The sequence below is a fragment of the Microvirga zambiensis WSM3693 genome, from assembly GCF_016735695.1.
In the GTDB taxonomy this organism is placed as follows: domain Bacteria; phylum Pseudomonadota; class Alphaproteobacteria; order Rhizobiales; family Beijerinckiaceae; genus Microvirga; species Microvirga zambiensis.
Genome location: NZ_JAERQD010000041.1, coordinates 52,536 through 59,535 on the forward strand (window position 1 = coordinate 52,536; position 7,000 = coordinate 59,535).

The following is a 7,000-nucleotide window of genomic DNA, read 5'->3' on the forward strand; positions in this document are numbered from 1 at the left end:
GAGGCGCGCCCGTCATCAGGTTAACTACCGGCCCTCGTAGGAGATGCGGTAGATCGCGCCGGCCGTGTCGTCCGAGACCAGGAGCGAGCCGTCGGGCAGCATAGCGACGTCCACTGGCCGGCCGAGATACTCACCGTTCTCGGTCAGCCAGCCCTCGGCAAAGACCTGGGGCTTGTCCGCCGTGCCGTCGGGCTTCAGCGGCGTGAACATCACGCGTGCGCCGACCGGCTTGGTGCGGTTCCAGGAGCCGTGCTGCGCCGAGAAGATGCCGCCCTGATAGGTCTGCGGGAACATCTTGCCGGTGTAGAACATCATGCCGAGATCGGCTGCATGGGGATCCATCTCGGCCTGCGGACCGATCACGCCGGCCGGAACCGGATCATCCTTGTACTCGACCGTGCGGACCGTACCGCCGCCGTAATAGGGGAAGCCGAAGTTCTGTCCCGCATTGGCGATGCGGTTGAGCTCTCCGGGAGGCTGATCGTCCCCCATGCCGTCGACCTGGTTGTCCGTAAACCACAGCGTCTTGTCGGCAGGGTTGAAGTCGATGCCGACCGAATTGCGGATGCCGGTCGCATAGACTTCCTGGTTCTTGCCGTCCTGATCCATGCGGACGACCCCGCCGATGCCGGTGCGCTTGTAGAGATCCATCTTGTCCTTCGGCGGCACATTGAAGGGCTGGCCGAGTGCGATGTAGAGCTTGTTGTCCGCACCGATCCGGCACACGCGGGCGGTATGGTTGTAGCTTTCCTCCGTCGGCGGAATGAGATCGCCCTGCTTGGCCACGACGAAAGCGGCCACGTCCGGTCCTTCATAGAAGAACTCCGCGGCGGGGAACTGTAGCACGCGGTTCTGCTCCGCCACGTAGAGAACGCCGTCACGCGAGAAGCAGACGCCGTTGGGAATCTTGAATGAGACCGAAGGCGCGAATTGCTTCACCTCATCGGCAACGCGGTCCTTGTCGCGGTCGGTCACGGCATAGACGTTGTTCTTGCGCGTACCGACGAAAACAACGCCGGCATTCGGCCCGACGGCCATGTGGCGCGCATCGGGCACGAGCGCATAGAGGTCGATCTTGAATCCGGACGGAAGCTTGATCTTCTCAAGGTTCTTCCGGATTGCGTCGGCACGACGCCCTTCCTGAGCGATCGGCCGCGGCTCCGCGGTTCCCGTGCTCTGGAACGATGACAGCTTCTCCAGGTTGCCGGTTGGCGATTGCGTTGCAGGTTGAGCAAAGCTTGAGGACGCGAGTGCAACAACTGAGACGGCGGCAAGCAAGACGGTCTTCATTTGTTTTCCTCCCAGATAAGCCCCCAGACACATTATCGTTGTAGTGGCTAAACCGATTTCTTTGGTTTCTTATACTTGCTTAAACGCAAATATACCCAAGCTTATGCCGTAAAGGTAGGACGAGGAAAAACAAAGAAAAGGGGCCGCATGCGGCCCCGGAATATTTCGCGCTGCAGCGAAACCTCAGCTTAGATTCACTTTTGCTTGATCGCCGGGCTTGGGCTGCTCGCCCGTGATCGCAGCCTTGGCATAGCCGTAGAGATGCACCAGCGTGGAGGACGGGCTGTCCCAATATTCGCCCTTCGCCGGATGGACGCGGATCAGGGCGATCTGCGGATCGTCGACACCCTCCGGGAACCAGGCCCGCAGGGGCTCCGACCACTTGTCCTGGATCGTTGCCTTGTCGCGCACGATCTCGGCTCGACCGGTCACCGACACATAGGTCTGGTTGCCCGGATCGCTGTAGGCCAGGTTGACCTCGTTGTCGCGGGAGAGTTCGGTGGTCTTGGGAGACTGAATCTGCGTGAAGAACCAGAGGTCGCCATGCTCGTCCGCTTCCTGGTTGTGCATGGGCCGGCTGTGAAGCGTGCCATCGGTGTCGACGGTGGTCATCATGGCGATCCGCACTTCCTTGATCAGCTCGTAGAGCTTTCCTGCGTTCGGATCGTTATGGCCGTGCTGGTGCATCATCGTCTCCTCGATCGTTGTCTCTGTCCCCGGGATCGGTCAGGCTAAACGATCGTTCGGCCAAGGGCCCGGGAGGTCGGGTGAACAACGGGCAGGGTGCGGATTGGTTCAGGATTTCGCGCCATGCGGCCCGGCAACGTCTTAACGAGCGCGCCCGCAGGCTATACATGGAAGAGCAAAATCGGAGCCATCAGGAGATATCGACGTGGCGATCACCCGTGACCATGTACTGCAGGCGCTCTCGACCGTACCGGTCGATGCGAAGGGGACAGGCCTCGTTGCTTCCGGTCGTCTCTCCGACGTGGTGGTGGACGATGCCGGCCGTGTCATGTTCTCGATCACCATCGACCCCTCCGAAGCGGCCGACATGGAGCGCGTGCGGCAGGCGGCCGTCACCGCCGTGCAGGGTCTGCCTACGGTCAAGGGCGTCTTCGCCAGCCTGACGGCCGACCGGCCGACCGGCTCCACGGGAGCGCCCCCCTCACCCGCCGCGCCGGGACACCCCCGCGCCGCGGCCCAGCCGAAGAACCAACGCATCCCCGGCGTCGCGCATGTGATCGCCGTTGCCTCCGGCAAGGGCGGCGTCGGCAAATCGACCACCGCCGCCAACCTGGCGCTGGGCCTCAAGGCGCTCGGCCTGAAGGTCGGCCTTCTCGATGCCGACATCTACGGCCCGTCGATGCCCAAGCTCCTCGGCATCCACGGCAAGCCGCGGCTCCTGGAGAACCGCGTTCTGGAGCCCATGGAGGCCTACGGCCTCAAGGTCATGTCCATCGGCTTCCTGGTCGATGAAGAGGCTGCCATGATCTGGCGCGGCCCGATGGTCATGTCGGCGATCACCCAGATGCTGCGCGAGGTCGCCTGGGGCGATCTCGACGTGCTGGTGGTCGATATGCCGCCTGGCACCGGCGACGCCCAGCTCACCATGGCCCAGGCCACCCCGCTCGCAGGCGCCGTGATCGTCTCGACCCCGCAGGACCTGGCGCTGATCGATGCCCGCCGCGGGGTCTCGATGTTCAAGCGCGTCGAGATCCCGATCCTCGGCATCGTCGAGAACATGGCCACCTTCGTCTGCCCCCATTGCGGCCAGACATCCCATATCTTCGGGCATGGCGGCGCGAGGGAAGAGGCGAGCCGCCTGGGCGTGCCCTTCCTCGGCGAAGTGCCGCTCAACATGACGATCCGCGAATTGTCGGACGCGGGGCGCCCCCCCGTCGTCGCCGACCCCGACGGGCCGCATGCAACAATCTACAAGACCATGGCGCAGCAGGTCTGGACATCCTTGTCGGGCGGTGGAGCTGCACGCGCTGCCCCGCGCATCGTGATCGAGTGAGCCCGGCCGCATGATGCCGCCCACCCTCGGGGTCATCCTGGCCGGAGGCCTGTCGCGGCGCATGGGTGGCGTTGAGAAGTCGCTCCTCGATCTCGGGGATCGGACGCTGATCGCGCATGTGGCGGAGCGCCTCGCCCCGCAATGTGAAAACCTGATGATCAACGCGAATGGAAGCTCCTCCCGCTTCGATACCATGGGGCTTCCAGTCGTGCCCGATGTCGTTCCTGGGCACCAAGGCCCGCTGGCCGGCATATTGACGGCGCTCGAATGGACAGCCGCCCATCGCCCTGGTGTCGAATGGGTGGTGAGCGTTCCAAGCGATACGCCGTTCATTCCAAAGGATCTGGTGCGGCGCCTGCACGAGGCCCTGCAGAAAGGGCAACATCCCCTTGCCTGTGCCTCCTCGGACGGGCGGCTCCATTTTGCAGTCGGTCTATGGCCGGTGTCGTTGCGCGACGATCTCCGCCAAGCCATTGTGGACAAGGGCCTGCGCAGCATAAGAGATTGGACGAGCCTTCACGGCTGCGCGGAAGCGACATGGCCCGTCGAGACCATCGATCCGTTCTTCAACATCAACACGCCTGACGATCTGGTTCAGGCAACGATTTGGCTTTCCGAAGATATTCCCGATGATCGAGCTTGATCTCTCCGGCCTGAAATGCCCGCTTCCCGTGCTTCGGACGCGCAAGGCCCTGCTCGCCGCGACGCCGGGCGACAGACTGCGCGTCATCTGCACCGATCCTCTGGCCGGGATCGACGTGCCGAATCTGATCCGGGAGACGGGCGACGTTCTGGAAGAGCAGAAACAGGAGACGGCCCGGATCAGTTTCGTGATCCGCAAGGCAGGCGGCTCCAAATAGAAAAGCCCGGCATTGAGCCGGGCTTCTCATCAAATTTGTGGGTCTCAGGTGCTCTTGCGCAGGGCATCCTTCATACCGCCGATGGTGTTCTGGACCTTGCCTTCGGCCTTGTCCATCTTGCCTTCGGCTTCCATTTTCGAGTCGCCCAGAGCCTTGCCCAGGCCTTCCTTCACGCGACCCTTGATGGTCTTCATGCTGCCCTCAGCGCGATCGTTATCCATGATGTTTCTCCTGAAGTGGATATGCGGGAAAGAAACGCCCGTTGCCTGCGATGGTTTCGCATAAAGTTTTCGCGACCGGCATTCGAATCCGACCAGCAACAACCCCGGATAACGGCCTCGCTCTACGAAGAAGCTCTCGCGCCTTTGAGGCAAATTCTTCCGGAGCGCCCCCGGGGCGACACCGGCCGAATACCAAGCCTTGTCTATAGGCATATATCCTTTCGGATAAAACGCAGGATCAATTGCTCTTCGCAGCCGGAGGAGGGATGGACAACCCATCCGGGCGCGCTAATTCGGGATCGGTCCGACAACATACGTTATATAGTTAATCAGGTAGCCGCGTCTGTGTCCCCTGCCGCCCGTCCCTCTCGATCCGCCGCGAAGACCCCTCGCCGCCGCGCGCCGCGCCGACGGGTATTGGGAGCAGCCACCCATCCCCTGGACCGGATGGCATTGCTGGCCCATCAGCTCAGGACACCCTTGTCGACGATCAATGCCCTCGCGCAGGGCCTTATTCGCAGGGCCGACCGGCTGAGCACCGCCGATGTGCGCGCGAAGGCCGAGAAGATCTGGCGAGCAAGCCTGCGCCTGGATGAACTGGTCGAAACAATCTTGTCCTATACCCGCGCGACGTCCGGCGGGATCGTGCTCAATCCCAGCGAGTTCAATCCCGAGGACCTCATCCGTCGTGTCTGCCGGGAGCAGATCGGCCAGGAGCCCGATCGCCCCTTTCGGCTCCAGATGAGAGGCCTTCCGGATATTGTCATCGGCGACCCGGTTCTGCTTGAACAGGCGATCGTCATCGTCCTGTCGAACGCCATGAAATATTCGCGGCCTGATCAGGCCATTGCGGTCACGGCCCGCAAGCGCGCGAGCATGGTCCGCATCGTCGTTCAGGATCACGGCATCGGCATCACGGAGCGCGACCTGCCCTTCATCATGCAGCCCTTCTTTCGCGGCCAGAATGCGAAGAAAGTGCCGGGCACGGGCTTAGGGTTGAGCCTGGCATGGTACATCCTCAAGCTGCACGGAGGAGACCTTGAGGTCGAAAGCCTGGAGAGCCGCGGAACGAAGGTCACCTTGATCGTGCCCGAGACGAACACGACAGGGCTCAGCTACTCCATCTGATCCCGTTCAAGAGCGGATGAGAATGCAGCGGAAATCGTTCACGTTGGTGAGCGTCGGGCCGGTCACGACGAGCTTGTCGAGTTGCGCGAAGGCCGTATAGGCATCGTTGCTCTCAAGATGCGCTGCGAGATCGATGCCCTTCGAACGGGCGTCGTCGAACAGGCCGCCATCGAACCACGCACCGGCATTGTCCTCCGATCCATCGATGCCGTCCGTATCGCAGGCGATAGCTGCAATTCCATTCTCGTCCTTCAGCGCGAGCGCCAGCGACAACAGGAATTCCGCGTTGCGCCCTCCCCGTCCCTTGCCGCGAACCGTCACCGTCGTCTCGCCACCCGAGAGCAGGACACAGGGCGCCTTCGCGGGCTCGCCATGCATCGCCGCCGAGCGTGCGATGCCGGCCATGACGCGTCCGACCTCACGCGCTTCGCCTTCGAGCGCGTCGCCGAGAACGAGCGGCGTCAACCCGAATTCACGCGCCTTCGCGGCAGCAGCATCAAGCGCCATTTTCGGCGTCGCCAGCATGTGCACTTCACCACCTGCGACCGGCTCCGTCACCGCATTGGAGCGGATCACCTGCAGGACCGGATCGGGCACGTCGATGCCGTATTTGCGCAGGATCGCGAGAGCGACGTCGGGATCGACGCGTTCAGGGATCGTCGGACCGGAGCCGATGCTGGACGGATCGTCGCCAGGAACATCCGAGATCAGATAGGTGACGAGCTTTGCCCTTTGCGCAGCGGCCGCGAGCCTGCCGCCCTTGATCGCCGAGAGCGACTTGCGCACGAGATTCATCTCGCCGATCGGCGCGCCTGACTTCAGCAGAGCCCGGTTCAGGTCCTGCTTGTCGGCAAGCGTCACGCCCTCGGCCGGAAGCGACAGGAGCGCCGAGGCGCCGCCCGACATCAGGCAGACGACGAGATCGTCGGGTCCGGCCTCCCGGGCGAGAGCCAGAATCCGCCCGGCTGCCTGCAGCCCGGCCTCGTCCGGCACCGGATGCGCGGCCTCGACAATCTCGACGGATCGGGTCGGCACCGCGTGCCGATAGCGCGTGACGACAAGTCCTTCGCATGTGCCGCCCGTGCGGGCCCAGGCATCTTCGAAAGCGGCCGCCATGCGCGCGGAAGCCTTGCCGGCGCCGATCACGATGGTCCGGCCTTTGGGCTTTTCCGGCAGGCGGCCCTCAAACTGGCCGTCCGGGAGCGCGGCCTTGAGGGCTGCATCGAAGAGAGCGTAGAGGATTTCAGCATCGTTCGGCATGGCGTCACTTTACGTCAGAAATCCCACGCGTGAAGTCCGCCATCGCCGATTGCGCACAAGGGATGGCCTGGCAAGAAAAAGCCCGGCATTGCCGGGCTTTCTCATGTCCCTCACATGGCGACATTGACGTATTTGATTTCGAGGAAGCCCTCGATGCCGTATTTCGAGCCCTCGCGGCCAAGCCCCGACTGCTTGACGCCGCCGAACGGCGCCATCTCGTT

The 7,000-nt window shown here is 63.1% G+C and carries 9 protein-coding genes; 4 read left to right on the forward strand and 5 right to left on the reverse strand.

What is annotated here, in order from left to right:
- Positions 1 to 24: 24 nt before the first annotated feature.
- Positions 25 to 1,290 carry a PQQ-dependent sugar dehydrogenase gene (locus JKL46_RS24585; protein ID WP_201838335.1) on the reverse strand — a complete coding sequence of 422 codons (1,266 nt, stop codon included), beginning with the start codon at positions 1,288 to 1,290 and terminating at the stop codon, positions 25 to 27.
- A gap of 183 nt (positions 1,291 to 1,473) precedes the next feature.
- A complete protein-coding gene (locus JKL46_RS24590; protein ID WP_201838353.1) occupies positions 1,474 to 1,977 on the reverse strand; it encodes a pyridoxamine 5'-phosphate oxidase family protein in 504 nt (167 codons plus the stop codon).
- 205 nt (positions 1,978 to 2,182) lie between these two features.
- On the opposite strand from JKL46_RS24590, the gene JKL46_RS24595 reads away from it, so the two are divergent.
- The 3 genes from JKL46_RS24595 to JKL46_RS24605 are packed head-to-tail and all read left to right on the forward strand — an operon-like array spanning position 2,183 to position 4,170.
- Complete coding sequence (locus JKL46_RS24595; RefSeq protein WP_201838336.1) at positions 2,183 to 3,310, forward strand: P-loop NTPase; 1,128 nt, start codon at positions 2,183 to 2,185, stop codon at positions 3,308 to 3,310.
- A 10-nt stretch (positions 3,311 to 3,320) separates the two neighbouring features.
- Positions 3,321 to 3,953, forward strand: a complete 633-nt coding sequence (gene mobA / locus JKL46_RS24600; protein ID WP_201838337.1) for a molybdenum cofactor guanylyltransferase MobA — start codon at positions 3,321 to 3,323, stop codon at positions 3,951 to 3,953.
- Positions 3,940 to 4,170, forward strand: coding sequence for a sulfurtransferase TusA family protein (locus JKL46_RS24605; RefSeq protein ID WP_201838338.1), 231 nt, complete (start codon positions 3,940 to 3,942; stop codon positions 4,168 to 4,170). The genes mobA and JKL46_RS24605 overlap by 14 nt, the downstream gene beginning before the upstream one ends.
- Positions 4,171 to 4,214: 44 nt before the next feature.
- On the opposite strand, the gene JKL46_RS24610 is transcribed toward JKL46_RS24605, so the two are convergent.
- Positions 4,215 to 4,391, reverse strand: coding sequence for a CsbD family protein (locus JKL46_RS24610; protein WP_201838355.1), 177 nt, complete (start codon positions 4,389 to 4,391; stop codon positions 4,215 to 4,217).
- Between the two features lie 447 nt (positions 4,392 to 4,838).
- On the opposite strand from JKL46_RS24610, the gene JKL46_RS24615 reads away from it, so the two are divergent.
- The gene (locus JKL46_RS24615) at positions 4,839 to 5,519 is read left to right on the forward strand and encodes a sensor histidine kinase (protein ID WP_281400035.1); all 681 of its coding nucleotides are present in this window, start codon (positions 4,839 to 4,841) and stop codon (positions 5,517 to 5,519) included.
- A gap of 6 nt (positions 5,520 to 5,525) precedes the next feature.
- Here the strand turns inward: JKL46_RS24615 and JKL46_RS24620 are convergent, their stop codons facing one another.
- Both JKL46_RS24620 and JKL46_RS24625 read right to left on the reverse strand, forming a co-directional pair.
- Complete coding sequence (locus JKL46_RS24620; RefSeq protein WP_201838341.1) at positions 5,526 to 6,779, reverse strand: glycerate kinase type-2 family protein; 1,254 nt, start codon at positions 6,777 to 6,779, stop codon at positions 5,526 to 5,528.
- A gap of 110 nt (positions 6,780 to 6,889) precedes the next feature.
- Positions 6,890 to 7,000, reverse strand: a 111-nt coding sequence (locus JKL46_RS24625) for an aldehyde dehydrogenase family protein (protein WP_201838343.1), incomplete at its 5' end; no start/stop codon positions are given.